Here is a 24,441-nt window from a genome sequence, read left to right on the forward strand (position 1 = left end):
GAACTCTACTTATTACACGTTATAAAAAGAAGAAGCCGGGTACAGATAAAGGAGACTGATTTTCAAGGAGGATTTCCCATGAACACATATAAAGAATGCATTCAGGCCTGCCTCGAATGCATGGAAGCCTGTAACCACTGCTATGACGCTTGTTTAGGAGAAGAAGACATCAAAATGATGGCCGGCTGTATCCGCCTCGACCGGGAATGTGCAGACATCTGTGCCTTCGCCGTCAAATCCATGCAGACAAACAGCCCGGTTGCCAAGAAAGTTTGTCAGCTGTGCGCCGATATTTGCGAAGCCTGCGGATATGAATGCCAGAAGCATGACCATGACCACTGTCAAAAATGTGCCGAGGCCTGCTTCCGCTGTGCCAAGCATTGCAGAGAAATGGCTGCTTAATCTATTTATTAAAGAACCCCCTGCCGCTATTGCGCGGGGGGTTTTTAGTCTACATAAACAAGTATCAATTTCCATATTTATAACCATTTGTCTAGTAATTGTATTATAGTGTAACTATTAGGAGTTATTTCCGACCCAATACAATTTATATATATTACTATAGGGAGATGACAAGATGAACTTGAAAGACACGCTGGAAATGTTAAACAAAGTAATAAGCGACAGCCGAGATTTAATCAAAAACGAAGAATCAACTAAACAATTTTTAATCTTACCGCTACTGCGCGGATTAGGATATGATACTTACAGCCCACAGGAAGTCACTCCTGAATTCACAGCTGACTTTCTTAAAAAAAAGGAAAAAGTGGACTATGCGATCTTTTTGAACAACACCCCCAGTATATTTGTCGAAGCCAAACCTATGAACCAGCCAATCACTAAAAGCGCCCCTCAGCTAAGCAGATATTTCAGCACCTTCCCCAGTGTTCGATTAGGAATATTAACCAACGGAATAGAGTATCACTTCTTTACAGATCTCAATAACGCAAACATCATGGATTCTAAGCCTTTCTTCATTTTTAATATCCAGAATTATAACGAAGAAGAATTTAATAACCTAGTCAAGTTTTCCAAAAATCTCTATGATTATGAAACGATTAAAAAGCTGGCAGAAACTCTGATGTATTATCAATCTTTTAAATCTGTCATCAAAGAAATCTTTGAAAGCCCAAATGATGACTTTATAAAATTCGTCATAAAAGAACGGTTCAGCTTCAAGGTGACTCAGCAATTCATTAATACTTCCCGGCCTTTAGTTCAAAAATGTATTCAAGAGACCTTGACGGAGATCATCAGTGAAAAATTTGATGTAGCGGCCAATTACCAGGAAACTCAAGAGATTGCAGCTGATTTAGAACCTATACAGCAGGAAGAGAAAAAAGTGTATTACACAGCGGAAGAACTTGAATCACTGGGTACCTTTGAAGAGTTTGAAGGAATTCATGTGTTCCTCCCTAATCCAGACTCCTATAAAAGTTTACTGAAAATCTCAACAGAAGAATACTCAGTAGAAAAAGGCAACCCTTTGAGCAACTTTTTTGTATCCTCTGTTCTGATACAAGGTAATGTTATTACTGGGTACTTAATTGGGCAATATTCCAATCAGCTTCGAGATACAACACTGTATACAGTAAGGTCGAATGAAATTGCCAAATTCCTTCATGAAAACCCAGTAGTTAAACAAACCGGCTTCATCAATGCGCGTCTCAGCTTTAGAACCAATAAAAACACAAATGATAAAACCTACTTCTTAAAAAGTGCTTTAAACAATCTCTCATTTAGAGATATCCCAAAGCTGGTCTCAAAAGTTGATAATGTTGAGGAATTCTTTAAAAATATCAAATAAATATTCTTTTAATCTATCCTCAAATTCGGCTTCTGGTTTATGCCGCTAGTCATCCGGTTCCCCTTGATAAGCTTAAGCAGGGCGACAATCAGGAAGCTGACGATGACAAGCAGCAGCCAGGAGCTGATTTTCCCAACATGGACGAGCTGCCAGTGCTGCTCCTGCCCCGGATACTGCCAGGCCCCGAAGAATGTCGCGATATTTTCCGCGACCCAGATGAAGAACCCGATCAGAACAAATGATAAGGCAAGCGGCATCTTATAGCTGCGTCCCCTGATGGAGAAATGGACAAATGTCTTAAAGAAGATCAGCAGGGTCAGCACCTTCAGAACCCAGCGGAAATCATAGATGACATGGTGTGTGAAGAAATTGAAATAGATGGCTGCACTCAAGGCGGCCACTATCCAGGTCGGCGGCCAATTCGTCAGGCGCAGGCTCAGCCGCCTCCATGCCTGGCACATATAGCTCGCCACACTTGCATACATGAAGCCGCTGTACAAAGGGACACCCCACACCTTGCTCACCGCCTCCTCCGGATAACTCCATGACCCCATATGGACCTTGAACAGTTCCAACCCAAGGCCGATCAGGTGAAATACCCCGATTACCTTCACTTCATCCATCGTCTCAAACTTACAGGCAACCATCAGCACCTGGGTCAGCAGGCAAATCAAAAGAATTAAATCATAGCGGGCGATATACGGGACATCCGCCAGCTTTGTAATGGCGAGACTCAAAAAGATCACAACCGGAAAGATACAGGACTTCGCCTGTTCAATTCCGAAGAAAAACAACTGTTTCATTCTCATACTTCCTATCTGACGGCTCTAGTTATCCGCCTTTTTCTTTATAGGAATTATTCCAGACTCTGACAGAACCTTCAAGCTTTTATTACTTTTCATTTGGAAAAAATAGGTTTATGGAGACAAGAAACTGTGTTACCTTTTACATAGATGTACGGGAAAACGGAGGGTGTTCATGCTGAAGAAATGGATGATCTACAGCCTGCTTTTCATCATAGCGATTGTTTCCATTTCAGGAGTTGTCCTGGCTGATAACCAGAAAACCCGGGAAACAAAAGAAGCCGAAAAACAATTCGATTCAGAGCAAGAAGCACTAAAGTACGCGAAAAAGAAAAACCCCTATATGGAAGAAATCATCGGCGAGACAAAGATCACCAATCACGAAAAAGTGGTCCTCTACACGTTTCAGCATGAGCACGAGACAGGTGTGGGCACGGGAACGTTAACGTATAAAGACGCCAAAGTGGTGTGGGAGAAAAATGGTGCCGATCTCGTGATCTCCAACTCTAAAAATCAGCAGAGCACCAATCTTTCAGGCGACGTTACAACACCTTCAGGGAATCGATACACACTCTATGCCGGTGCAGCTGATTCGAAAAAAATAAGGATCGAGACAGAAACAGACAACGGCCTAACTCCCCATATAGACCGGAAACATAAGATCTACTATTTACTGATTCCGAAATTAGGAAAATCATAGGGAAGGAGTGTGGGTATGGATCAAATCCTCGCATTTTCTGTGATTGCTTTCCTGCTCATCACATACAAGTTCATCCAAGCGATTCGAATCAAGGAGGCACCTGCTGCGAATAAGATGCTGGCCTGGACGCTGTATGGTCTGTATACGGCCGGACTGATCACAGCGAATCTGCTGATCTGACAAACTCAAACAATGAAAAAGCCGCCCTCATTCGGCGGCTTCTAATTCGTCTTCCGTTACCCACTTATGATTTTTCACTTCTTCCCCGCCGTCCGTCGGCGTGTAATCCACCATATAAACGACGGTCTGTTCACCGGATTCAATCTCAGCGGCAGCCCCTTTCATCCCCTCCATATGGTCTGCCTCCAGAGTTACTTTCGTCCCCGCCTCCAAAACTGTATCACCAGCCTCCTTGATTTCCTCCTGGATCACCCATTTATGATCCGTTACCCTTTCTCCTCCGGTTGTCGGTTCATACGAAACAATATAGGCGGCGGTATCATAGGCCCCGGTCACTTTAGCCTTTGCCCCCTTCATCCCCTTCATATGCCCTTCCTTCAGGATTACTTCGCTTCCTACTTCATATTTGGGATTCTCCGCTTCTTTCAGTCCTTCAGGAACCTCACCCGACTGGGTATGCTCCATCTCGCTGTGGTCCATTTCACTGTGATCCATTTCCTTCTCGCTTCCCGTGCTTTCCCCGCCATCGCTGGAACAGGCACCAAGCACAAGGATGATTGCCGCAAACAAAGAATAGATAAGTGATTTCTTCATCCGATCTCCTCCTTTATCGTCTGGAAAACCAATTCACTGTCTCTATCATTCTGGAAAATCTCCGCTGATTTGTCCAGAATTTAAAGTTGAGGGAAAACAATCTCCCAATAAAAAAGCTGCCGATTTTCATCAGCAGCCCCAATACCATATAGAATCTATTTAGCCGCCGCTTTCTTTTCAGGGAGTGGCGCTACCGTAATCCCGGTTGTTTCTTCAAAATCGTACAGATTGCTTGGCATATCGGTAAACCGTTCAAGCTCGTTGTACGCCGGAATTCCGTGGAAAGACATATCGAGCCCTTCCTCTTCCTCCCGCTCGCTCACTCGGAGACCGACCGTTTTTTCACAAAGGACTGCCAGCACATGACCGGCCGCAAGTCCCCAGACTACAACCGTGACCGCTCCGAGCGCCTGAACGCCGAGCAGCTTTGCATCCCCTGTGGTGAAAAGCCCTTCAGTGGTATCAAACAAACCAACGGCAATGGTTCCGAAGACCCCGTTGAACCCATGAACGGCCACCGCCCCGACAGGGTCATCCACTTTCAGGCGGTCGACAAGCAATGTAGCATAAATCACAATGATCCCAGCCAGAATCCCAATGACGATTGCGCTCCAGCTTTCCACAAAAGCACAGCCGGCTGTTACGGCGACAAGACCGGCCAGCACGCCGTTCATCGTCATACTCGGATCCGCTTTCCCGAACTTGCTCATCGTCAGCAAAAGCGCTGCCGTTCCGCCGCCCGCACCGGCCAGCATCGTATGCAGGGCAATGGCTCCCAAGGAAGCGTCGGTTGCATCGAGCGTGCTTCCCGCATTGAATCCAAACCAGCCGAACCATAAAATGAATGTACCGGCGGAAGCGAGCGGAATGTTGCTCGGTGCAAAGACATTCGCGCTTCCGTCCGAATTAAACCGCCCCTTTCTCGCTCCGAGGCGCCTTGCCATCGCAAAGGCCGCAAAGCCGCCGAGCGCATGAATCGCCGCAGAACCGGCAAAGTCCTTCATGCCAAGCTGCGCCAGCCAGCCTTCACTGTTCCAAATCCAATGGCCGGACAGCGGGTACACCAGCACGCAGATCGCCAGCACCGTGACAATATACGCTTTAAAGCTCATCCGCTCGGCTACCGCTCCCGATACAATCGATACGCAGGCAACCGCAAAGCCCATCTGGAACAGCACATACGCCGCACTCGGCAGATCAACAGAAAGTGCAATATGTTCCGGCCCGCCAAACAGGCTTGTCCCAATCAGGCCGAATGCATCTTTTCCATACATAATGGCGAAACCGATCACCCAAAAGGCCAGTGCACCGATTGTCAAATCAACAAAAATCTTCATCGTCACATTGACAGCATTTTTCGTCCGCACAAAACCCGCTTCCAATAAGCTGAAGCCGCCTTCCATAAACAGCACCATAGCCGCCGCAATAACGACCCAGATTGTATTTAAATGGATGACTTCCATCAGCTTGCGCCTCCCTGCTTGAGATCATCAATCTCGATGTCCGGCAGGCCTGTACGGATATTATAGGCCTCCAAAATTGGATAGACAAAAATCTTCCCGTCCCCGTCTTCCCCCGTATGGGCTGTTTTGATAATGGTATGAATCGTCGGTTCCACCATATAATCCGACAAAATAATTTCCAGCTTTACTTTCGGATGCAGAGTGACCTTGTAGCTTTTCCCGCGATACACACCTTCTGTATCCTTCTGTTTCCCCCTGCCAACCACCTGCGAGACGGTAAAACCTGTAACCCCAATATGTTTTAATCCCTTAATCGTTTCCGTAATTTTCTCCGGCCGAATAATCGCTTCAATTTTTTTCATGTTCCTCACCTTTTGTTAGATTTCCTGACATACATATGTAAATAATTATAACTAAATTTTAAGTTGTGTCAATGATTAAAATCTTCTGAATATGATTCTTTCGATTAATCAGAACTGCATCGGTCCATATGTAAAAAATAGGATTTACATATGAAATTGATTGAAATATAATGAAAACAAATGAAATTATTAGAAAATAAAGAAAGGGTGACGAAAATGGTTAAGCCTTTATACACGGTGGAGGAAGTGGCCAAAATGACCGGTCTGACAAGCCGCACCATTCACAACTACATCCGAGACGGCAAGATCAAAGGAAAGAAAATTGGTGTTCAATGGAGATTTACCGAAGAAAATATTGAAGCCTTATTTTCAGATGCTGACGCCAAAAAAGATGTTACGGATGCGCAAAACCAGGCCGTTCTCGAATTTCTTGAGCAAACCGGCTCCCCAACAGAAACGGAAATGTGTACCGTCATGGATGTCTCTGCTTCCGATCAAACAGCCATCGAGCCGCTCGCACAGGATATGCTCGCTTTCGTGAACGCCCATCAAGAAACAGGCGTCCGTAATTTTTCCTATCAATATATCGAAAAAAGACAGACCGCCCGGTTTATCGTGATTGGTGAAATCGAAAAAGTTCAAACGTTAATCAGTATGACCCGTGAGCACGAGAGAAAAAATGAATAGAAACCTCTCGATTCTTACAGTCAATCAGTTTCTGACGAATATGGCGGACAGCATCTTTCAGATCGTGCTCTTTTGGTATATCTATCATCAGACCGGTTCCGCCCTCAGCGCGTCATTGGTTACGGCCATCAGTTTTACCATCCAGATCTTTGCCGCACCCATCATCGGTGTGTTTGCAGACCGTCTCCAGCCTAAACGCTCGATCTTACTGTCTTTTCTTTTATTAGGTTCCATCGGCATTCTGTTCGTCCCTTTTCACTTCCTATCTGAATCTTTCACCATCATCTACATTTACACCGCGGTCATCATCCATACGTGCTGCATGATGTTTGAAACCTCTTCCAAGACTCGGCTGATTCCGCTTTTTACAGGCCCTCAAAACATTATTAAAACAAACGGCTATCTTTCTTCAGCCGGCAATCTGGCGGAACTCCTCGGCAGCAGCTTCGGCGGAGCCCTTTTAGCCGTTCTGTCCTTAACCAGCGTCATGCTCATTCATTCGGGGTTCTATTTCCTGGCCGGGTTGCTCTTGCTGTTTTTAGTAAACGCGAAACAGGCGGAGCCTTCCGCTTCCGGGGAGAAGCCCGCTGAATCCGCGGATCGGCCCAGCTTCTTTCAGGATCTGCTGGACAGCCTGAAATTAATAAAAACGAACCGGCCTTTAGGTAAATTCATCATTCTGTCGTCTGTCCTGAATATTTCCATGCTGAATGCTTCTTTGTTAGTCGTGCTGGTAAGCAGCCATTATCACGGTTCCTCTGCCGCTTTCGGTTTATTCACCATGTTCGGCGTGCTCAGTTCTATTTTGATAGGATTGGCCATCACTCCCTTAACTTCCAGGCTGAACGCCAGAACTCTGCTGACGTCTGGATTGCTGCTGAATGGAGCTGCCACCCTGATGATGGGCATCACGGATTGGATGATAGGGGGGATTCTGCTCAACATGCTCGTTTTCGCTTCCGGCTCTGTTCTGCGCATCACGTTCCAATCCTTCATGATCCTGTGTGTGGAAGACCGGTTCCGCGGAAGAATGATGTCCCTGGCCATCGCCATCTCGGCCGTCGTCGTCCCGCTGGTCTCCCTTTTAGGCGGATATTTGAGCGATCATTTCAGCGTCGGGCTCGTCTATATCCTGTCTGGTACCTGGATCCTGATGTGGGCGCTGTTTCCCCTTCTCGACCGGGATCTCCGGACCATGGATCTAAGCAGCCGGACCAAGCCGCTGTCTTTATAAAATTGATTTGAGTTTGCAGGAAAAATTTGTACAATAGACGTAACAAGACACAGGAGTGATCAGGATGCTGCAATACCGGAAAGCAACTCTGCATGACATCGGCACGTTGATTCAGGTAAGAAAAAAGCAATTAGCCGATGAAGGACTGGAACCCATCAATATCGATCAGGAGCTGTTCACTTTTTTTCAAAATAAGCTAAGCGACGGGACACTTCTCCAATGGCTGGCAGAGGATGGGCAGGAAGTGATTGCCTGCGGGGCTGTCCTGTTCCATGACTTTCCGCCAAGCTTCACAAACCGAACCGGAAAAAAGGCGTATATCACCAACATGTACACGGCACCCGCATACCGCGGGCAGGGAATTGCCACTAACCTGCTGTCCAAATTAGCCGATGAAGCAAAGAGCGCGGGCGTTTCGAAAATGTGGCTTGGGGCCTCTGAAATGGGCCGGCCGGTGTATAAGAAATTTGGGTTTACAGAAACCGGGGAATATTTAGAATTGGATATGCAGTAATCATTCAATAGAAGAGGAGCATTTTTCATGGAGAACAGGCAAATCAATCCGAAGGTGGATGAATTTCTAAGCAAAACGGAGAAGTGGAAGGAAGAATTCGAGAGATTGAGATCGATCATCCTGGACTGTCCGGTAACGGAGGAATTGAAGTGGGGCACCCCCTGTTACACGGCCCACAAAAAGAACATCGTGTTAATGCACGGCTTCAAAGAATACTGTGCCTTGCTGTTTTTCAAAGGCGCTCTGCTGCAGGATCCTCACGGCATCTTGATCAAACAGTCGGAGAATGTCCAGGCAGGACGCCAAATCCGCTTCACCCATGTCCAAGAAATAGATGCCATAGAACCTCTGCTGAAAGACTATATACATGAGGCAATCGAAGTGGAAAAAGCAGGGCTGAACGTAGAATTTAAAAAGCATACCGAGTATGCCATCCCTGTGGAATTCCAAAGCGAATTAGAGGAAGACCCCGCCTTGAAAACAGCGTTTGAAGCCTTGACTCCCGGACGTCAGCGGGCATACCTCCTCTACTTTTCATCAGCCAAGCAAGCCAAAACCCGAACATCCAGAGTCGAAAAGTACAGGCAGCACATTCTCAACGGCAAAGGATTGCATGACTGACAGAACCATTCGGCAGCTGAACGTTTCCACCTTATAAAATGGCTCAGCTGCCGCATTTCCTTGATTATCTTAGTCTCGGAATCTTATATCCATTTTCAATTTTATCGAATCCGATGTTCGGATAATAATCCATGGCTGCAGGAGATGCCAGCAAAATGAGAGCAGTCTCTTCACCAATCTGCTCTTGCACCAGCCTCACCAATTCCTTCCCTATTCCTTGTTTTTGATAAGCTCTGTCGACAGCCAAGTCTGATAGATAACAGCAATAAGCATAGTCCGTCACAGCCCTCGCCACACCGATGGGCCTCTCCTGCTCCCAAGCCGTAATCAAAAGATTCGAATGTTCCATCATCCGCTTCAGCCTGTCCAGGTCATCAGCCGGCCTCTTGATGCCAGACCCCTTGAAAATCTCAGAAGAATCCTCTGGCCGTATCGCTTCATTCACTTTATACGTTATTGCAGCAATTGTACTCATCTATTGTCACCCCGTCTTTTTGTCTATATTATAGAATATTAAACAAAGGAAAAACATGGTAAAATCAAAATAAATACTTAAGGATAAAAAAGAGTCCCGCACAGGCGATGCCAAATTCTATGGCCGTTTTCCACCTTCCTTTTTGATCGGTCTTCTGAAAAAAGCTGGGTAAAAAGATCAAGACGGCCATCACATATAATAAGGAACTCATTTTTGTTATGCCTATGGCGAGTATGCTTACAGCCGCAACGATCCCTTGGTATATTTTCATTTTATTCACTGTTGGCTTTTCTCCTTCTTCTCTGGATTCTTCTTTATCATTTTCAGACAGAAGACTCCCTCCTCAATCGTGTGAAGGGTGAAGCCCAACGATAGGCGGGAGATGAATGTCAGTTAGGCGACAGCCTAAAGGCTTTTTGTTGCTCACTCCATACCTTATTGATATAATCAGTCTTATATAAAGGAAAGGCTGATATTACAATGAAATTAGACAGTAACAATCATTCAGTGTTCTTAATGTATTATCATCTTGTGCTAGTTGTGAAATATCGCAGAGAAGTCTTTGATGACAAAGTATCTGACTATGCTAAGGATATGTTTGTAAAGCTAGGCGAGAAATACAATATCTCTCTAGTTGAGTGGAATCATGATAAAGACCATATTCACATCTTGTTCAAAGCACACCCTAACACTGAATTATCAAAGTTCATCAATGCATACAAAAGTGCAAGTTCCCGTCTAATAAAACGTGACTTTCCACAAATAAGAAAAAAGCTATGGAAAGAAATGTTTTGGTCAAGAAGTTTTTGCTTACTAACTACTGGCGGTTCTCCCATCAATGTAATTGAGAAATATATTGAAAATCAAGAAATGAAGTGAGGTGGAAACAATGTTAGTTAACAAGGCATACAAATTCCGTATCTATCCAACCAAAGAACAGGAAACTCTCATTACTAAAACAATCGGATGCTGTCGTTTCGTATTCAATCGCTTTTTAGGACAATGGAATGACACATACAAAGAGACTGGCAAAGGATTAACGTACAATGCCTGTTCTGCTGAACTAACTCAAATGAAAAAGGAATTCGTATGGCTAAAAGAAGTTGATAGCATTGCCCTTCAATCCTCACTGAAAAACCTTGCTGATTCATATACGCGTTTTTTTAAGAAACAGAACAAAGCACCACGCTTCAAGTCTAAAAAGAATAAGGTACAATCCTACACGACTAAAGAAACAAACAATAACATTGCCATTGTAAGTAACAAAATCAAGTTTCCTAAACTTGGGCTTGTTCGATTTGCCAAAAGTCAAGAAGTTAAAGGTCGTATTCTGAATGCTACTGTTAGGCGAAATCCAAGTGGCAGATATTTTGTGTCCATTCTTGCAGAAACAGAAGTACAACCGTTGAAGAAAACTGGATCATCTATTGGCATAGACTTAGGCATTACTGACTTTGCCATCTTTTCTGATGGTCGTAAAGTTGATAATAATAAGTTCACGTCCAAAATGAAGAAGAAGCTGCAACGTGAACAGCGTAAATTATCAAGACGAGCATTAAGTGCTAAGAATAATGGCATCGACCTTCTTGATGCCAAAAACTATCAGAAACAAAAACGAAAAGTGGCTAGATTGCACGAAAGAGTCATGAACCAACGTGACGATTTCCTTAACAAGTTGAGTACAGACATCATCAAAAACCACGATATGATCTGTATCGAAGATTTGAATACAAAAGGAATGTTGCGTAATCATAAGTTAGCTAAATCTATCTCTGATGTATCATGGTCTGCTTTTGTATCAAAATTAGAATACAAAGCCAAATGGTACGGTAAAACAATCGTAAAAATAAGCAGATGGTTTCCATCCAGTCAAATATGTTCCGATTGTGGACATCAAGACAGCAAGAAATCTCTTGAAATAAGGGATTGGGCTTGTCCTATTTGTCATGCTCATCATGACAGAGACATAAATGCTAGTAAAAACATATTGGCCGAAGGATTGAGAACATTAGCTTTGGCTTAGATAAAATATAGAACCGTAGGAATCTACGGGGATAGCTTGGTTAATAAGAGAAACCTCTGTTGGTAAAGAAATACGCTAACAAGTATGCTCTGTTCCCAAGAATCTCCCACTTCAAACAACCCGTAAGGGTGTTAAGTGGTGAGTAGTTCAAAGTATATAGAATAATTCCCATTAAGATATGGATTGATTTTACATAGAATGGGGCGTTATACATGGCGGAATTTGTATTGGATGTATTAGCAGCGGTATTTGACGGACTGGCAGACCTGCTGGATTTCTGGAAACGCCGGCCGAATACGAAGAAAATCGACAGACATCTAGATTGGCTGAAGCAGAAGGGCTGGTTTAAGCAGCTGTATGAAGATGGTGCTTGTACGAGGAAATCAGGTGATAATTCCATTCCTCTATCCAGGGATGAAATTCCCGAGGACCCAGCCCGGCTGCTTTTTCCTCAAAGAAAGGAATGATCTTTCTAAGAATAATAGGATGTTTTTGATAATCCTTGCACTCCTGCTTCATCTTGTTGAGGAGTTCTTCGTCATCCATCTTCTTTTTACTAAATAATTTCTGTAAAAAAGACATTGAGGCCCCCAAACTGATTTTTTATGGGTTTTTCGCTTTCTGGAATTAACTCAAGTGTCAGGATAACTGCTATGAACCAAACCCCAGTGTCTTATTAACAGCCTAATATGGAAGTGAATTCGCCACAATATCCCTGATCATTAGGGCGGTCACAAAATAAGCACTCCTCTGTTCTGGTTCGAATTGATCCACTTCCGCCGGGTATTTTTCCTCTTCAATCAATGCTTCACTCATTGCTTCTGCAGCATAGTAATCATAATTACCCGACTTTTCCCTGGCCAATCGGGAAAGTTCCTCACGGGTGAAATGAGTATGGACAAACTCAAGCAGCTGCGGCGAGTAATGCCACTCATTCATCCAGGGGTGGAATTCACGCGGGGCAGACTGACCTGCTTTCTCTTTAAAAAAGGGATTGGCTTTTTGAAGGATAAGCTCATCGATCCCTAAATCCCTGCCACTGCTTATAAGTTTTTCTAATAGCTCATCATTTTCTAATTTAGGTTTGCTGAACCATCTTTGAAATAAGGACATAGCCTTTCTCCTTGCCTGTTTAATGTTTTTTCGCGGGTTTTATCTTTACTATTAATACAGTCATTAACGTGACTAGCTCGAATCCTAATACCATAAGTAAAATGGCAAACCACGCATCGTCGCTCCAGCGGTTTATATTGACCAGCAGTAAACAGAGCAGGATTATGATGCCTATATTCCCTTTTATAAAGAAAGATAGAGGACTGGCTTGAAGTGTTAGAGCGGTGCTTTCTGATTTCAATTGTGTCTTCAATTTATGGCCTCCTTTCCTTACAATTATGTATGCAATCCCGCAAAAACCATGGTATATGTATTAGCCCAGAACCATGGTTAACAGGATCATCTGCCAAAGCAGGAAGGCAAAGAAGCCAATGCTGAGCAGCCTGCTTAAGACAAAAGGCACTCTGTAGATCGCATTCTGTGCGTAATAGTTCAAGCCGGAAAAAGCCATGGCAGTCACTTTAAAGAAATAAGACATTACGCTATCTTTTTCCTCGAATGCATTCATTTCATAGAGATAGAGGATAGGCCTTGGCAAAAATATAGAGAATAAGGCAAACAAGCTATTTACGAATAAAATGAGCCACACATAACTGGTTGGCAGCGGTACATCAACACCAAGCAGCATGGAGGCCAGTATGGTTAAGAAAATGATCCCAGCCCCATAGCCAATAACTTTCTTCAATACAATCATCCTTACACTAATTTTTAAAGTAATCCATCACGATTTAAAAGATTAAACGATTGAAATCATGGATCAGCAGCGGCAGAACATACAGTTCATTTTCTTCAACCTTATCATAATCCAGCAGCCAGATATAACTGTCTGTATTCAGGAAAAAATACACCTGATTCACAGCCAGGCAATCCCAGGTTTAAAAAGGGATCCCGATGAATCATCCATCAGAATCCCTTCCTGTTTTCATGCCATGCGCAGTTTCTTTACCGTCTCCGCACGGGATGCAGACCGGCAAATTGCGGAGATGACGGAAACTCCGTCCGCTCCGGCCTGAAGAGGCACGCCTGCATTATCCGCTGTGATGCCGCCGATCGCCACAATCGGGAAATCCGGGTATTGTTTTCGCGCCTCGCTTAAAAAAGCAATGCCTGCCGGCGGCTTGGCATCGGCTTTAGAACGGGTCGCAAAGATCGGCCCGATTCCGACATAATCGGCGCCGCCCTGAACAGCCGCGGTCATTTCCTCCGCTGTATGGACGGAAACGCCAATGATTTTTCCGGCAAATGTCTCGCGGATCTCTGCAAGTGACGTATCATCCTGGCCGACATGGACGCCGTCCGCCTCCAGTTTCAAAGCCAGTTCTATGTCATCATTGATGATGAACGGGACGCCATACTGCCTGCACAGCGTCTGGCATTCCCGGGCAAATCGTTCCAGTTCTTCCCCTTCAAGCGGCGACTCTCCTTTTTCCCGTAGCTGAAAACAGGAAACCCCGGCCTTCAAAGCATCCTCCAAAACAGCGAGCGGCTCTTCCAGGCAGTCCGCCGTCCCCATGATAAAGTAAACCGCTAAATCACTTCGTTTCAACGATCTTCACCTCACATGCGCCATTCTGTTTTTTATAAGCAAAATGGTTGGTCGGTCCATGTCCGTGACCGATGTGGAGCGGGTTCGCAATGGCCAGCTGCACGAACTTCTTCGCTTCGATAACCGCCTCGCGAAGTGCAAGCCCCTGTCCTAAAAAGGCCGTAATCGCCGATGAGTATGTACAGCCTGTCCCATGTGTATCCTTCGTATCGATTCGGGCGGTTTGCAGGGAAAGAGATCCGCCGTCCGCGAAATAGACCCGGTCTGTTGCCGTTTCCTTTTCATCTAAATGGCCGCCCTTCATTACGACACAGCTGACGCCCATATCCAGGATGATCTTGGCTGCTTTTTCAATGTCCTCAGCCGTCTCAATCTGGATTCCGCTGATGACTTCCGCCTCCGGAATATTCGGAGTCAGCACTGTGGCAAGCGGCAAAAGCGACTCTTTCATAGCCTGGACCGCTTCCTCCTGCAGCAGGCTGGCACCGCCCTTGGCAATCATCACCGGATCGATGACAAGCTCCATTCCGCCTGCCTCGAGCTTGCGGCTGACCGTTTCGATAATCTCGGCCGAAAACAGCATCCCCGTTTTCGCAGCCTTTACGTTAAAATCATCTAAAACAGCCTTCAGCTGCTGTTCCACGAAAGCCGGCGTTGCCGGGTAAATCCCATGTACCCCCATCGTGTTCTGTGCCGTCAGCGCCGTGATGACAGAGGTGCCGAATGTGCCCAGCTCCTGAAATGTCTTCAAATCCGCCTGGATGCCGGCGCCGCCACCGCTGTCCGATCCCGCAATCGTCAATACCGTATTCATCGCTCTCCCTCCAGTGATAATCGATGTAATCCATTCAGCACTTCTGCCTGGAACGACCCAAGATGCTCAGCCTGAACCGCCCATTCGGCCACCTGTTTATAATCAGCAAGCACATCGCGGAGATTGGCGATTGTTTCTCCGTCTAAGCTTAAAGCCGCCGCACAGATTGCGCTCAGCAGACAGCCTGTCCCCGTCACTTCGGTCATGCGTTCATTGCCGCCCGCCACAAAGAACTCCCAATGTCCGTCTGTCAGGTAATCCGAAGGCCCGGTCACAATCACCAGGCAATGATGCTGTTCAGCCACCTGCTTAGCGACGGCCGCCACATCCATCTCGCCTTCCCCGCTGTCGACGCCCTTAGCTTCCCACTGGACGCCGGCAATGGTCGCAAGCTCCCCGGCATTGCAGCGGATTAAGGTAAACTGAACCCCATCCAGCAGCTCACGGACGGCTTGCTTTCGGAAGGATGTCGCCCCAACTCCGACCGGATCAAGCACAACTGGAATGCCAAGCTCATTCGCCCGTTTTCCGGCAAGCAGCATCGCTTCCTTCGTCCGCGTATTGATCGTGCCGATATTGATCAGGAGGGAACTGGCGATTGATACCATTTCCTCCACTTCCTCCGCCTCATCCGCCATCACAGGCGAAGCCCCGATGGCAAGCAGTCCGTTCGCCGTGAAATTGGCGACGACATAGTTGGTAATGCTGTGGACAAGCGGCTGTTTCTTCCTAATTTTAGATAGAGACATAATCATTCACTTTTCCTTTCCAATTTTCCAGGGTCCAAGGCATTTCCCAGAACTTCCATTCATAATAGCAGCTTTTTTCAAAATGGCTTTTCAGCTGGCGGACCTTCTTAGGGTTCTGTTCCGCATACCGGTTCATCATCACTTTCTCGCGCTCGATCGTTTCCTTAAAATCCGCTGAGCTGTACATCGCAATCCATTCTTCATACAGACGGACGCCGGGCTTGGCCTTGCGGTATCGTTCACCAATTTCCTGGTACAGCCACGGGCACGGCAAAACCGCCGCAAACGCCTCCGCCAGATCCCCGTTATAAGCCGTGCTGTACAGATGGCTTACATAATTATATGCGGACGGAGCCGGCTCAAAGTCCTTCAGGTCCGCCTCCGTGACCCCCAGCTGCCGGAAGACCGTGCGGTGAAGGCCAAGCTCCGCTTCATGGACCGAATGGGCCTTCTCCAGGAAATAGGCAATCTCCTCATTCGTCTCTGCCTTGGACGCCATAATCGAAAGCACCTTCGTATACGCTTTTAGATAATAGGCGTCCTGCATCATATAAAACTTGAACTTCCCCATTGGCAGTGAACCATCCGCTATCCCCTTCACAAAAGGATGCTGAAAACTCCGCTCCCAATACAGATCCGTTTCCTTCCGTATTTCCCTGCAAAATGTCATACAGCTCCTCCTTTTTCCCAGACCGGCCAAGATGAAAAAAAGCTCGCATGAAGGCGGCTGCAGCAGCCTTCGCTGCCAGTTCACGAGGCAATGGATACAATAAAAAAAACTCTCCATCATAGGAGAGCTCTGTACAAAGGAAACGCATCCGCTTCGATGCTTATGTACTTTGCTCCCTACGCTCGTCTTAACGAACAGGTTCTAAGGGTCAGGTTTTACCTTCTCAACGCCTAAATCGCGTCCCCCTGCAAATCTATTAATCGATTTCATCGTACCACAAATGGCCCAGACCCTTCAAACTATTCTGACGACAGAAAGAGCATCTCCTGCCATGAACCTAGTAAACTTGCAGCATGGTGTTTACCCATCCAAAACTCAAGGGAATAGCGGAGCCCCTTTCTTTGGCTGCTCATCATCTGCCGGTCCGGCAAGCTTTGGCCATGCCTGGTTTCAGCTTCTTTTCCAAAAGACTTTTCTTGCCGTAAAAGCGAGGGCGGAAACAGCCACTCCCAAGATGAATGCATGGCGAAAAGATCCCGAATTTAAATCAATATAATGCGGTGCTGCCATAAACCCGCCAAGAAGAATCAGCGTCACCATAAACCCTGTCCATTCCAATGATTTTAATGCATTCATCTTATCAACCTTCCTTCTCTATTTTCACTTTATCCTTTGGAAATCACGTCCTTTTTATGTATAAAATTTCCCAGAACACAAGAAAACTCCCTCAGCTTAAAAGCACTGCGGGAGAATGATTGATCATGGTATATTTTGCTTATATTCCCATCATCCGTTTAGAAAAAGACTGGGTAGCCAAAGCCGAAGCCTGGTCCCCATCCAAATCCTGGAGTGAGCAATGCGCCTGTCGCAAGACCGCCTAAGAATCCAAGTCCGACACCTCCGCCGAAGCCGAAGCCCGGTCCCCATCCAAATCCAGGCCTGCCAAAGCCCGGGCGTCCAAACCCTGGTCTTCCGAAGCCTGGCCGCCTGCCGAAGCCCGGACGGATACGCTGGTCACTCATATTGATGAAATCCTGCTGCCCATATCCGTACGGCGGTGTAATCCATTGATAATCGTAATTCAAGGTAATTCCTCCTCTATATTTTTAATACAATAAAAGAATATGCCGAAAATGCCTACCGCGATTGGGTAGCCGCCCCTCTCTTAAAATATTGCCTTGTCTTTTCACCCACATTACTTTATATTATTAGGTAGTCAAAATTACTCAATAATATTAAGTACAAAAAGGCGGGAATGATACATGAACGATATAAATCTTTTTCTATTCAGAACGATTAACGATTTAGGCTTTGATCTTACATTTTTGAATCCAATTGCCTTCTTTCTGGCAGAATATGCTTTGTTTGTCCTGGCATTGTGGATGATTGCAAAATGGATATTTACGAAAGAAAAAATCCGCACTCGGCTTGTGCTGGCAGGAGCCATTCTCTCCTTTTTGTGCGGGGAAGTACTCGCAAAAGGGATCGGGCATTTTATTTCCCACCCCCAGCCATTTGCTTCGCTGTCCCATGTCAATCAGTTAGTCGCACACGAAGTTGATAATTCCTTTCCAAGCGACCATACGCTTTTATTTTTCAGTATTTGCATGATGCTTTTCTTGGGAAGCACATCCAATAAAAGGATCATCTATCTGATTGCAGCCGTGCTTGTCGGCCTGTCCCGCATCTGGGTCGGCGTCCACTATCCTGTCGATGTTGCAGCAGGCGCGGCTATCGGGATTCTCGCATCCGTTCTTTTATATCCGCTCGTAATCCGTTCCAAAATGCTTACAGCGGTGATTCAGAAGTACAACCGCCTGTCCGGAAGTTCGGGAAACACGCAGATTTAAATTGGAATAGGGAACAGATTTGCGTAAGATAAGAGAAAAGACTGTAAAGGCATGATGCATATGAATAAAGAGATGTTAAAGGGGACGATCGATTTATTGATTCTTTCGACCTTATCTGCTGCGGATAATTATGGGTATGAAATTTCAAAGGAAATCAAGGAACGGACGGACGGCATGTTCGAAATCCAGGAAGCGACTCTCTATTTGGCACTGAAAAGGCTCGAAAAACAGGGATTTATTGAAGCTTACTGGGGCAAGGAAAGTCAGGGCAGCAAGAGAAAATACTACCATGTTACCGAAATCGGAACTGATCAGCTTCAGCAAATGAAGACCGATTGGACAAGCATTTCGGAAATGGTCCGCCGTTTTTTATAAGGAGTGAGTAAGACATGTTTTTTTCCCTTAAACAAGTGAAGTACAAAAGCATCTTACGCCTGCGGGTTTTGGCTGCTCTTCGTCCTTTATAAGTTTTTAAATATCAGCTTACGGAAAAAAGAAAGAAAAGGATGAACAGTTCTCATTGACCGAATCTGTTCACCCCTTTTGTATTTGCCCTGTGTCTGCAAACCTAAAAAAACAGGCGGAGATTATACTCTCCGCCTGTTTGATTTGCTTATTAGATGTCCCCTTGCTCAATACGCTTGATCAATTCCTCCAGCCAATAGACGGTAAACTCGGCCTTTTGCATGGAGTATCCGCTCATGAAATCCACGAATTTTTCTTTCGTTTCATCGACCTGGACAGCCTCTTTGAAATTCGTAACGTACTCCCAGCGTTCTTTATATTTTTGCAGCTTCTTTTCAAGAACGCAAGGACTTTATCCCTGTCCACATAGTGCAGATTCATGATTCCGACCGTCATCTCGCTGATCGTTTCAGAACTTTCAAAGGATTTATAGATTTTTTTCGGCAGCGCTTCCCGGCCCTTCTCCGTAATGGCGAACACCTGCTTATCCGGCCGGTGCTCTTCCCGAATGACCTCAACCACCTCAATTAATCCCTGCTTGGCAAGCGACTCAAAATGATAATAGAGCTTGCTTTCCGTGAGTCCGATCAGTTCATCAAAAGGGATTGGTTCTGACAGCTGTTTTTTGCTGACATGGCCAAAAAACAAAGAAGGCTCCGAGACTGCACTATACAGCACCCCTTGGCTGGCTGATGTTAGGGGAAAAGCTCGGCCTCATGTTTTGGATCGGTTCCGTCCTCATCCTTACCGGTGTGTTATTTGTCATTACAGAGAAAAAAGAGACAGCAAAAACCCCTTCCGTATAGGAGGGGGTATTTAAATGGAAGTCTGGATTCCGTGATGGCTAACATCTGACATATTTACGTTTGAAGCCAAGCCTGCCTCTGTCCACTTCCTTTTGGATCGTTTCAGACGCCTTCAGCACACTGGTTTTCTTCGTGCCAGTCTTCATTTCCACCGGGCCTATTTCCTCAGCCGTTTCCACGGCCTTTTCGTGGAGCGGCACATAGGAAATCGCAACCGTATAGATGAAATTATTCATCGAAGACTTCACCCGCTCCGGTGCATCCTGTATCGTCTCTTTTACCTGCTCCAGCATACCGGCAAGCTTGGTCCTGCTGAATTCCTCATCCGGCCGGCTGCCCAGCAGCCAGCAGTAACAGCTCCAGCCCGCCGACATTTTCAGTTCATCGCCGCTTGCAATCCACTTATCCGCCACCTCCTGGGCGATATCGGTTTCCGACAAAGTAACCGCCACCACATAGTCAGACAGCATATAAAAATACGCTCCGTCGATCCAGCGCCCGAAGTCTTCCTCCGTCATGATTTTTGGATCTGCAATGACCCCGGCAAAATACATGGCATCATAGTTCCCGGTGGCATAAAGCTCCTCGGCCAAAGCCTGGTCCTTCTTGATTTTCTTCGCAAGCGGCTTCATCGCTCCGGTTGGCGTGCCAAACAGCGGCTCATGGGCACCGCTGTTGAGATAACGCTTTTTTGTCCGCTCCGTGCCCAGCGCTTCCAGTTCCTGCATCACATCTTCTATCTTCATTTTCCCTTCCCTCCTGTGTTCTGTCTCCTCTATCCTATCATCCCTGGTTCACATTCTCCAAGATCGTCAAAAATGCCTGCTTACTGATGAAAAAAAGAAAATCCAAGGTAGACGGCCGCTCCCCACATGACCAGGGCCGAGATTTTATTCAAAACCCGCATAAACCGGCCGGACGGATCGAGTCTGCCGCTCATCCGCCCCATGACGGCAAGGCCCAGAAACCACAGCCATGAAACGAGAATGCAGGCAGCCGTAAACAAGATTTTCTCCTCCCCTTCGTACCGAATCGAGCTCGGCCCGATCACGCCGGCTGTATCCATGATCGCATGCGGATTCAATAAGGAAACCGAGGCCGCAAACATCACCTGCTTTTTCACCGAAAACCGCTTGGACACCTCTTCCTTTTCCTGATCCGGCTGGCTGTTCCATGTCGTCCAGCCCATATACAGCAAAAAGAGCATGCCGCCTCCGGCAAGGATCATCTGCATCCACACCGAACTCAAAATCAACAGGGACACACCGAGCACAGATACCAAAATCAAAAAGGTATCACACAGAGATGCCGTCAGCACCACCGGCAAAGCCCGAAGCAAACGCGGCTGAAGCGCCCCCTGGTTAAAAACAAAAATATTTTGAACGCCGAGAGGCAAAATGAGCCCAAGAGCGAGAATCAAGCCATGAATAAAGGCTGCAGTCATAATAAGTCCCCCTTCCCATACTCATTGTAAGCGGGTTCCTCTTCCCTGTCTCCAGCCAATTGGATGGATTTGAACCCAGCCAAGTTATATACTGATGAAAATGATTCAAAAAGGAGATGCCCTCTGATGGTTTCAATCGACTGGAAGCCAAATAAGTCTTCCCCCGTCCCCCTGCATCAGCAGATCACCGAGTTTATAAAAGGAAAAATAGCTGGCGGCGAGTGGACGATCGGCTATAGACTTCCGCCGCAGCGTCAGCTCGCCAAAGCCTTTAACGTCAATCGAAGTACAGTCGGCTCCGCCTATGATGAGCTGACGGCAGAAGGACTGATTGAAGGCAGACGCGGGAGCGGCACGCGGGTCGCGAATACTACATGGAACTTGCTCGCATCAGCTCCCCCGCCCGATTGGTCCTCCTATGTCCGATCAGGGATTCACAAACCCAACCTGCCAACGATACAGGAAATCAATCAGGCCGAGTTCGTTCCGGGCATCATCCGGCTCGGAACCGGGGAACTGTCTCCTGACCTGCTGCCCGGCGGTGCAATGAAAGAAATTTTTGCAAGACTGTCGGCCAAAGACCTTTCCTATGGCTACGAAGAACCGAAGGGATTATGGACGTTAAGGAAAGAAATCAGCACCTATTTGCAGACGATCGGCATTCAGGCTTCCCCTTCGTCCATCTTAATCGTTTCCGGCGCCCTTCAGGCCCTGCAGCTCATCAGCGTGGGACTTCTGCATAAAGGCGCCGCTGTTTTTACAGAAAAGCCGTCCTACCTTCAGTCCCTGCATGTCTTTCAATCTGCCGGAATACGTTTATCCGGCCTCCCAATGGACAAGGAAGGCATACAGGCGAAACAGATTCCGGACTATAAGAAACAGCAGAGAGGGGCCTTGCTGTACACCATCCCTACCTTTCATAATCCGACCGGTACCTTAATGACCGCAAGGCGGCGCAAGGAATTGCTGGACATCTGCCAGCAGGAGCAGCTGCCCTTGATTGAGGACGATGTCTACCGGGAACTATGGTTCGATGAGAAACCGCCCGAACCGCTGAAAGCCTCCGATCAGCATGGGCTCGTCCTCTACCTGGGCAGCTTATCAAAAACCGTGAGCCCCGGACTCCGGATCGGCTGGGCAGTCGGTCCGGAACCGGTCATTGACCATTTGGCGGACATTAAAATGCAGACCGATTACGGTTCCAGCTCCCTTTCCCAATGGGCCGCAGCCGAATGGTTCGCAAGCGGAATGTATGAAAAGCACCTTACAGAAATCCGGGCACAGCTTACACAGCGGAGAGATTTCACCTTGAAGCTGTTACAGCAGCATTTTTCGGATCTGGCAGACTGGGAAACCCCAAGCGGAGGCTTTTATGTATGGCTCCGCATCCGGCCGGCCATCTCGATTCGGCAGCTGTTCGAAACCGCACTGGCCGAGGGAATCCTGCTCAACCCTGGAAATGTCTATGATAAACAGGCCGAGCAGTCCCTGCGCATTTCCTATTCCTACGCCTCTCTGACAGATCTGGAAGACGGCCTGCGCCGACTGGCCGGTATGATAAGAGAGCTTGTATAAAACAAAAAAACAGCGAAAAGGATCAGATCCTTTTCGCTGTTTTTGAATCATCAGAAACTAATATCCCGTTTTTGGAAAAAGGTGAACGTTAACACCATGAATATGACATAATACACGGCCAAAATGGCTAATGAAACCGGCAGGGTCACGCCGTCCAGAATCTTATCCTGTAATGCATAGATGGTGAGGTCCATGTGCGGGAAGATTAAGAACTTTGCCCATGAAAATTTCTCTGCCAATAAGACGATGACGCCGCCAAGTGAAGAAGACAGGAAGAGCACAAAGATCCCAATCCCCACTGCCAATGCCTGACTTTTGAACAGCGTGGACAGCATGAAGGAAATCGTGATCGTGACTAAAAGGCTCGGCAAATAGTAAAGAACCTTTAACAGGAACTGAGGGCCGACCTCAGCCACTTTTTCTCCTCCCTCCAAACCGAATTCAAAAAGCTTCGCATGAAAGTCTCCATTCCCAAACAGAAGCGTCCCGACAAGATAGCCTGCGGCGAGAATAACCAATAATAAGATGGCAGAATAAATCAGGTTGGAGATGTATTTCGACAGCAGGATTGCCCACCTTTGATGCGGCCGAATTAATAACTGCTTAATCGTGCCATCCGCAAACTCCGATGACACACTGGCACTGCTGACAATCACGGAAAACAGCGTAACCAGCACCACCAGCCCGACAACCGTTCCATTCATGAAATGCCAGTTGCTGTATGCATCAGGATTCACATTTTCATCCAAATATTTTTGCTGCTCACTAATCTGTTCCTGAATAAACTCTTTATCCTCTTCAGGCGCACTCTTCAAATCTGTTTGCAATCGCGTAATCTCGGCCTGTGTATCTTCACGCCAATTCTCATTGGGATCCCCCTGGATTTTCTGCTGAATAAAGCCTCCGGCAATAACCGCTAAAACAAGGATAATCATATAAACCAAACTTGCCTTTTTTCCAAAAATCTTTCCCATCTCGTTCTTAATGAGAGACAGCATTCGCCTTCACCTCCTGATCGCCTTTGCCAGTCAATTCTAAGAATCGGTCTTCAAGCGTTGTCGTCACTTGTTGTATTCTGAATACACTCACGCTGTGTTCCACCAGCAGCTGATTCACAGCCGCAATCGTGTCCCGATCGACCTGTACGGAAAACTGCTGGGCATTCAGTTTCTTCAGTTCTTGACTGATTTGCTTTTCCCCAAGAAGCTTTATCGCTTCCTCTGCATTGCTGACTTCAAAAATGACAGGCTTCAGTTCAGCCTCTTCATCAGCCGATTCATGCATGGAAGAAACATGAATTAATTTACCTTTTTCAATAATCGCAAACCGGTCGCACATCAATTCCATTTCTGAGAGTAAATGAGAGGAAACGACAACGGAAATCCCATCTTTCGTTAAAGAACGCAAGTAATCCCTTAGATCCCTGATTCCTTGCGGGTCCAATCCATTTGTGGGTTCATCGAGTATGAGAAGAGAAGGGCTATGTAATAAGGCCTGCGCCACACCTAAACGCTGACGCATCCCAAGCGAATATGTCTTCACCTTTTGATGAATCGCCTCTTCAAGGCCGACTAATTGAATCACTTCATTAATCCGTTCCTCTGAAATCGGAGTTCTGGCCATATTCACATAATGCTTCAAGTTCTTATAGCCGCTCATATACTTATAAAATTCCGGGTTCTCTACAATCGCCCCAATTTCGCTCATCGTTTCTTTAAATTGCTTATCTAAGCTAAATCCATTCACAATTACATTTCCATGCGATCTGCTTTGAAGGCTGACAATCATTCGGATGATCGTCGTCTTACCGGCGCCATTCGGACCAAGCAATCCGAAAATTTCACCCTTCTCCACCGCAAAGCTCACATCATCCACAATCGTCTTGCTTTTAATCCTCTTCGTTAAGGACTGTACTTCCAGTGCATGTTTTGCCATATACTGCATCC

35 protein-coding genes, 1 pseudogene and 1 riboswitch are annotated in these 24,441 nt (G+C 46.4%); of the genes and pseudogenes, 15 read left to right on the top strand and 21 right to left on the bottom strand.

The window, feature by feature from the left end; all coding sequences use genetic code 11:
• Positions 1 to 78: 78 nt before the first annotated feature.
• Both BQ4305_RS05055 and BQ4305_RS05060 read left to right on the top strand, forming a co-directional pair.
• On the top strand, positions 79 to 402 hold the full coding sequence (locus BQ4305_RS05055; RefSeq protein WP_110926757.1) for a four-helix bundle copper-binding protein: 324 nt from the start codon (positions 79 to 81) through the stop codon (positions 400 to 402).
• Positions 403 to 577: 175 nt separating this feature from the next.
• Complete coding sequence (locus BQ4305_RS05060; RefSeq protein ID WP_110926758.1) at positions 578 to 1,807, top strand: type I restriction endonuclease; 1,230 nt, start codon at positions 578 to 580, stop codon at positions 1,805 to 1,807.
• Positions 1,808 to 1,815: 8 nt separating this feature from the next.
• On the opposite strand, the gene BQ4305_RS05065 is transcribed toward BQ4305_RS05060, so the two are convergent.
• Entirely contained in the window at positions 1,816 to 2,610 is a 795-nt protein-coding gene (locus tag BQ4305_RS05065; RefSeq protein ID WP_110926759.1) for a DUF817 domain-containing protein, read from the bottom strand.
• 175 nt (positions 2,611 to 2,785) lie between these two features.
• Between BQ4305_RS05065 and BQ4305_RS05070 the strand changes: the two genes are divergently transcribed.
• Both BQ4305_RS05070 and BQ4305_RS21315 read left to right on the top strand, forming a co-directional pair.
• Positions 2,786 to 3,310 (top strand): hypothetical protein, encoded by a 525-nt coding sequence (locus BQ4305_RS05070; protein ID WP_110926760.1) that lies wholly within the window; start codon positions 2,786 to 2,788, stop codon positions 3,308 to 3,310.
• 15 nt (positions 3,311 to 3,325) lie between these two features.
• Complete coding sequence (locus BQ4305_RS21315) at positions 3,326 to 3,490, top strand: hypothetical protein (RefSeq protein ID WP_199880569.1); 165 nt, start codon at positions 3,326 to 3,328, stop codon at positions 3,488 to 3,490.
• Positions 3,491 to 3,517: 27 nt separating this feature from the next.
• On the opposite strand, the gene BQ4305_RS05075 is transcribed toward BQ4305_RS21315, so the two are convergent.
• From BQ4305_RS05075 to BQ4305_RS05085, 3 genes are all read right to left on the bottom strand, one after another.
• Positions 3,518 to 4,084: a YdhK family protein gene (locus BQ4305_RS05075; RefSeq protein ID WP_110926761.1), complete on the bottom strand. Its 567-nt coding sequence runs from the start codon at positions 4,082 to 4,084 to the stop codon at positions 3,518 to 3,520.
• A gap of 155 nt (positions 4,085 to 4,239) precedes the next feature.
• Positions 4,240 to 5,547 carry an ammonium transporter gene (locus BQ4305_RS05080; RefSeq protein WP_110926762.1) on the bottom strand — a complete coding sequence of 436 codons (1,308 nt, stop codon included), beginning with the start codon at positions 5,545 to 5,547 and terminating at the stop codon, positions 4,240 to 4,242.
• The gene (locus tag BQ4305_RS05085) at positions 5,547 to 5,909 is read right to left on the bottom strand and encodes a P-II family nitrogen regulator (RefSeq protein WP_110926763.1); all 363 of its coding nucleotides are present in this window, start codon (positions 5,907 to 5,909) and stop codon (positions 5,547 to 5,549) included. The genes BQ4305_RS05080 and BQ4305_RS05085 overlap by 1 nt, the downstream gene beginning before the upstream one ends.
• Positions 5,910 to 6,125: 216 nt before the next feature.
• Here BQ4305_RS05085 and BQ4305_RS05090 point away from each other — a divergent pair, with 216 nt between their 5' ends.
• The 4 genes from BQ4305_RS05090 to BQ4305_RS05105 all read left to right on the top strand — a co-directional run bounded on the left by BQ4305_RS05090 (position 6,126) and on the right by BQ4305_RS05105 (position 8,965).
• The gene (locus BQ4305_RS05090; RefSeq protein ID WP_199880570.1) at positions 6,126 to 6,596 is read left to right on the top strand and encodes a helix-turn-helix domain-containing protein; all 471 of its coding nucleotides are present in this window, start codon (positions 6,126 to 6,128) and stop codon (positions 6,594 to 6,596) included.
• Positions 6,589 to 7,830 (top strand): MFS transporter, encoded by a 1,242-nt coding sequence (locus BQ4305_RS05095; protein ID WP_110926765.1) that lies wholly within the window; start codon positions 6,589 to 6,591, stop codon positions 7,828 to 7,830. Before BQ4305_RS05090 ends, BQ4305_RS05095 begins: the two co-directional genes overlap by 8 nt.
• A 67-nt stretch (positions 7,831 to 7,897) precedes the next feature.
• Entirely contained in the window at positions 7,898 to 8,344 is a 447-nt protein-coding gene (locus tag BQ4305_RS05100; RefSeq protein WP_110926879.1) for a GNAT family N-acetyltransferase, read from the top strand.
• Between the two features lie 27 nt (positions 8,345 to 8,371).
• Positions 8,372 to 8,965, top strand: coding sequence for a YdeI/OmpD-associated family protein (locus BQ4305_RS05105; RefSeq protein ID WP_110926766.1), 594 nt, complete (start codon positions 8,372 to 8,374; stop codon positions 8,963 to 8,965).
• A gap of 64 nt (positions 8,966 to 9,029) precedes the next feature.
• On the opposite strand, the gene BQ4305_RS05110 is transcribed toward BQ4305_RS05105, so the two are convergent.
• Positions 9,030 to 9,440 carry a GNAT family N-acetyltransferase gene (locus BQ4305_RS05110; protein WP_110926767.1) on the bottom strand — a complete coding sequence of 137 codons (411 nt, stop codon included), beginning with the start codon at positions 9,438 to 9,440 and terminating at the stop codon, positions 9,030 to 9,032.
• Positions 9,441 to 9,504: 64 nt separating this feature from the next.
• Positions 9,505 to 9,720: a hypothetical protein gene (locus BQ4305_RS05115; RefSeq protein ID WP_110926768.1), complete on the bottom strand. Its 216-nt coding sequence runs from the start codon at positions 9,718 to 9,720 to the stop codon at positions 9,505 to 9,507.
• 200 nt (positions 9,721 to 9,920) lie between these two features.
• Between BQ4305_RS05115 and tnpA the strand changes: the two genes are divergently transcribed.
• From tnpA to BQ4305_RS05130, 3 genes are all read left to right on the top strand, one after another.
• A complete protein-coding gene (gene tnpA / locus BQ4305_RS05120; protein WP_110926769.1) occupies positions 9,921 to 10,319 on the top strand; it encodes an IS200/IS605 family transposase in 399 nt (132 codons plus the stop codon).
• Between the two features lie 10 nt (positions 10,320 to 10,329).
• On the top strand, positions 10,330 to 11,463 hold the full coding sequence (gene tnpB, locus BQ4305_RS05125; RefSeq protein ID WP_110926770.1) for an IS200/IS605 family element RNA-guided endonuclease TnpB: 1,134 nt from the start codon (positions 10,330 to 10,332) through the stop codon (positions 11,461 to 11,463).
• 212 nt (positions 11,464 to 11,675) lie between these two features.
• Positions 11,676 to 11,930, top strand: coding sequence for a hypothetical protein (locus BQ4305_RS05130; RefSeq protein ID WP_110926771.1), 255 nt, complete (start codon positions 11,676 to 11,678; stop codon positions 11,928 to 11,930).
• 217 nt (positions 11,931 to 12,147) lie between these two features.
• Here BQ4305_RS05130 and BQ4305_RS05135 read toward each other — a convergent pair whose 3' ends face one another.
• From BQ4305_RS05135 to BQ4305_RS05175, 10 genes are all read right to left on the bottom strand, one after another.
• Complete coding sequence (locus BQ4305_RS05135) at positions 12,148 to 12,576, bottom strand: hypothetical protein (RefSeq protein WP_110926772.1); 429 nt, start codon at positions 12,574 to 12,576, stop codon at positions 12,148 to 12,150.
• Between the two features lie 19 nt (positions 12,577 to 12,595).
• Entirely contained in the window at positions 12,596 to 12,829 is a 234-nt protein-coding gene (locus BQ4305_RS05140) for a hypothetical protein (RefSeq protein ID WP_110926773.1), read from the bottom strand.
• Positions 12,830 to 12,889: 60 nt separating this feature from the next.
• Positions 12,890 to 13,261 carry a hypothetical protein gene (locus BQ4305_RS05145; protein ID WP_110926774.1) on the bottom strand — a complete coding sequence of 124 codons (372 nt, stop codon included), beginning with the start codon at positions 13,259 to 13,261 and terminating at the stop codon, positions 12,890 to 12,892.
• 43 nt (positions 13,262 to 13,304) lie between these two features.
• Positions 13,305 to 13,433 carry a hypothetical protein gene (locus BQ4305_RS21985; protein WP_267888090.1) on the bottom strand — a complete coding sequence of 43 codons (129 nt, stop codon included), beginning with the start codon at positions 13,431 to 13,433 and terminating at the stop codon, positions 13,305 to 13,307.
• A gap of 65 nt (positions 13,434 to 13,498) precedes the next feature.
• Positions 13,499 to 14,122 (bottom strand): thiamine phosphate synthase, encoded by a 624-nt coding sequence (thiE, locus tag BQ4305_RS05150; protein ID WP_110926775.1) that lies wholly within the window; start codon positions 14,120 to 14,122, stop codon positions 13,499 to 13,501.
• Entirely contained in the window at positions 14,109 to 14,936 is an 828-nt protein-coding gene (gene thiD / locus BQ4305_RS05155) for a bifunctional hydroxymethylpyrimidine kinase/phosphomethylpyrimidine kinase (RefSeq protein WP_110926776.1), read from the bottom strand. Before thiD ends, thiE begins: the two co-directional genes overlap by 14 nt.
• Entirely contained in the window at positions 14,933 to 15,685 is a 753-nt protein-coding gene (gene thiM / locus BQ4305_RS05160; protein WP_110926880.1) for a hydroxyethylthiazole kinase, read from the bottom strand. Before thiM ends, thiD begins: the two co-directional genes overlap by 4 nt.
• Entirely contained in the window at positions 15,672 to 16,355 is a 684-nt protein-coding gene (tenA, locus tag BQ4305_RS05165; protein WP_110926777.1) for a thiaminase II, read from the bottom strand. The genes thiM and tenA overlap by 14 nt, the downstream gene beginning before the upstream one ends.
• 156 nt (positions 16,356 to 16,511) lie before the next feature.
• Positions 16,512 to 16,612, bottom strand: a riboswitch (TPP riboswitch).
• Positions 16,613 to 16,805: 193 nt separating this feature from the next.
• Positions 16,806 to 16,991: a hypothetical protein gene (locus tag BQ4305_RS05170; protein ID WP_110926778.1), complete on the bottom strand. Its 186-nt coding sequence runs from the start codon at positions 16,989 to 16,991 to the stop codon at positions 16,806 to 16,808.
• Between the two features lie 158 nt (positions 16,992 to 17,149).
• Entirely contained in the window at positions 17,150 to 17,440 is a 291-nt protein-coding gene (locus BQ4305_RS05175) for a hypothetical protein (RefSeq protein ID WP_407640136.1), read from the bottom strand.
• A gap of 177 nt (positions 17,441 to 17,617) precedes the next feature.
• On the opposite strand from BQ4305_RS05175, the gene BQ4305_RS05180 reads away from it, so the two are divergent.
• Positions 17,618 to 18,205 carry an undecaprenyl-diphosphatase gene (locus BQ4305_RS05180; protein ID WP_110926779.1) on the top strand — a complete coding sequence of 196 codons (588 nt, stop codon included), beginning with the start codon at positions 17,618 to 17,620 and terminating at the stop codon, positions 18,203 to 18,205.
• A 60-nt stretch (positions 18,206 to 18,265) separates the two neighbouring features.
• Positions 18,266 to 18,580, top strand: a complete 315-nt coding sequence (locus tag BQ4305_RS05185; protein ID WP_110926882.1) for a PadR family transcriptional regulator — start codon at positions 18,266 to 18,268, stop codon at positions 18,578 to 18,580.
• A gap of 324 nt (positions 18,581 to 18,904) precedes the next feature.
• Here the strand turns inward: BQ4305_RS05185 and BQ4305_RS05190 are convergent, their stop codons facing one another.
• Complete coding sequence (locus BQ4305_RS05190; protein ID WP_234396877.1) at positions 18,905 to 19,318, bottom strand: PadR family transcriptional regulator; 414 nt, start codon at positions 19,316 to 19,318, stop codon at positions 18,905 to 18,907.
• Between the two features lie 32 nt (positions 19,319 to 19,350).
• On the opposite strand from BQ4305_RS05190, the pseudogene BQ4305_RS21810 reads away from it, so the two are divergent.
• Positions 19,351 to 19,476 (top strand): annotated as a pseudogene (locus tag BQ4305_RS21810) (EamA family transporter); the annotation flags it as partial.
• Between the two features lie 38 nt (positions 19,477 to 19,514).
• Here BQ4305_RS21810 and BQ4305_RS05200 read toward each other — a convergent pair.
• Together BQ4305_RS05200 and BQ4305_RS05205 are read right to left on the bottom strand one after the other, a co-directional pair.
• Positions 19,515 to 20,222 carry a DNA alkylation repair protein gene (locus BQ4305_RS05200; RefSeq protein ID WP_110926780.1) on the bottom strand — a complete coding sequence of 236 codons (708 nt, stop codon included), beginning with the start codon at positions 20,220 to 20,222 and terminating at the stop codon, positions 19,515 to 19,517.
• Positions 20,223 to 20,302: 80 nt separating this feature from the next.
• Positions 20,303 to 20,920: a LysE/ArgO family amino acid transporter gene (locus BQ4305_RS05205; protein WP_110926781.1), complete on the bottom strand. Its 618-nt coding sequence runs from the start codon at positions 20,918 to 20,920 to the stop codon at positions 20,303 to 20,305.
• Between the two features lie 126 nt (positions 20,921 to 21,046).
• Here BQ4305_RS05205 and pdxR point away from each other — a divergent pair, with 126 nt between their 5' ends.
• The gene (gene pdxR, locus BQ4305_RS05210) at positions 21,047 to 22,495 is read left to right on the top strand and encodes a MocR-like pyridoxine biosynthesis transcription factor PdxR (RefSeq protein WP_110926782.1); all 1,449 of its coding nucleotides are present in this window, start codon (positions 21,047 to 21,049) and stop codon (positions 22,493 to 22,495) included.
• Positions 22,496 to 22,545: 50 nt separating this feature from the next.
• Here pdxR and BQ4305_RS05215 read toward each other — a convergent pair whose 3' ends face one another.
• Both BQ4305_RS05215 and BQ4305_RS05220 read right to left on the bottom strand, forming a co-directional pair.
• A complete protein-coding gene (locus BQ4305_RS05215; protein ID WP_110926783.1) occupies positions 22,546 to 23,493 on the bottom strand; it encodes an ABC transporter permease in 948 nt (315 codons plus the stop codon).
• On the bottom strand, positions 23,477 to 24,430 hold the full coding sequence (locus BQ4305_RS05220; protein ID WP_110926883.1) for an ABC transporter ATP-binding protein: 954 nt from the start codon (positions 24,428 to 24,430) through the stop codon (positions 23,477 to 23,479). The genes BQ4305_RS05215 and BQ4305_RS05220 overlap by 17 nt, the downstream gene beginning before the upstream one ends.
• Positions 24,431 to 24,441 lie beyond the last annotated feature (11 nt).

The organism is Bacillus massiliglaciei, from assembly GCF_900098925.1.
Taxonomy (GTDB): domain Bacteria; phylum Bacillota; class Bacilli; order Bacillales; family DSM-1321; genus Peribacillus; species Peribacillus massiliglaciei.